Source organism: Okeania sp. SIO2C9 (genome assembly GCF_010672455.1).
In the GTDB taxonomy this organism is placed as follows: Bacteria; Cyanobacteriota; Cyanobacteriia; order Cyanobacteriales; family Microcoleaceae; genus Okeania.
This window is the reverse complement of record NZ_JAAHGO010000228.1, coordinates 1-1,405: the sequence shown is the minus strand read 5'-3', so window position 1 is coordinate 1,405 and position 1,405 is coordinate 1. Positions and strand designations below refer to the sequence as shown.

Here is a 1,405-nt window from a genome sequence, read left to right as displayed (position 1 = left end):
AGGAACAAGAGTTTTAGCCATTAACTAATATCAAATAAATATATGATTGAAATGCGTAACAGCTTAGTCTTAAAAATAGCTGTAAGCCTCTTTAGGTAGAGATGCTTTCAATTGTCCTTGAGGTTAATTTCAGTCAAAAGATTGTAGGGTTATTGATTAAGGTTTGTATTCAATTAAAGAGATTTATTTATCCGATATTTAGACATTAACTTAGCTTGCTGAAAAAGTGGTTGACCAATATAGCATTTCCTAGTCTAGTGAGGTACACTAAGCGGAGTTCCTGATTGACTGACAAAAGTTCTGAAAACCATTATCCTGTACATTGGTGACAATTTAAGATTGTGTAGCATGTGTCAAGGATGTAGTTACAAAATTTTACTAAAACTCAAATTGCTTGCTAATTCTAGCTTTTGTTATTTTCCAGATTTTGGCGATCGCTAACTAAACAAGCAGATCGCCGTAGTACCACCCATAGGGATCGCCAGAAAGACTGTCCATATTTAAATGAAAGCTTATTCTCTTGACCTTAGACAAAAAATTATTGATGTTTACAATGAAGGCAATATATCTCAACGTCAACTAGCTAAACAATTTCGTGTGGCATTAAGTTTTATCCAAAAATTACTCAAACAATATCGACAAACAGGAAATATTGGCCCCAAAATACGAAGACAACAAACACCAACAAAACTCAGCCCTGAAGAGTTAAAGGTTCTCCAAGATCTAGTTAACAGTAATAATGATGCCACTTTAGAGGAACTTCGTCATCAGTTAGCCTCAAAAACAGGAGTTGTAATTGGTCGTTCAACGGTAGACAGAATGTTACGTCGTCTTAATTTAACTCTCAAAAAAAAACCTGCACGCTACGGAAAAAGGAACTGAAAAAGTCCAACAGCAAAGGTTAGAGTTCTGGGAAACAGTTAAGAGGATTTTGGCAAAAGACCTTATTTTTCTAGATGAATCTGGAGTCAATTTAGCTTTAGTACGTTTATTTGCTAGGTCTCCTCAAGGTCAAAGAGCTTATGGTGAACGCCCTCACAAACGAGGTCAGAATCTGTCCATTATTGGTGCCATGAGTCTCAAAGGTGTGATTGCTAAATCTAGTCTGATGGGAGGAACTGATGCTGTTACTTTTGAAGCGTTTATCTCTCAAAAGTTAGTTCCTAAACTGTGGAGAGGAGCTTGTGTAATCATGGACAATTGCTCTATTCACAAGGGAGAGCAAATTAGGTCTTTAATTGAGGGAGTAGGAGCTAAATTAATCTATCTTCCTACCTATTCTCCTGAGTTCAACCCCATTGAAAATTGTTGGTCAAAGCTCAAAAGTATTTTACGTCAGATTGGTGCGAGAACTTATCCTGATTTAGCTAAAGCTATTGAATTTGCTTTCAATCAAGTCTCTCTC

The 1,405-nt window shown here is 36.4% G+C and carries 1 protein-coding gene; it reads left to right on the top strand.

The genetic code is table 11. The features are described 5' to 3' along the window. Nucleotides 1-504 precede the first annotated feature (504 nt). Nucleotides 505-1,405, top strand: a protein-coding gene (locus F6K23_RS40520) for an IS630 family transposase (protein ID WP_293166864.1) whose coding sequence is annotated in 2 segments (ribosomal slippage) — nucleotides 505-857 and nucleotides 856-1,405 — 903 coding nt annotated over the 2 segments. Because the reading frame shifts where the segments join, the coding sequence is not laid out codon by codon here. This gene is flagged as partial in the annotation.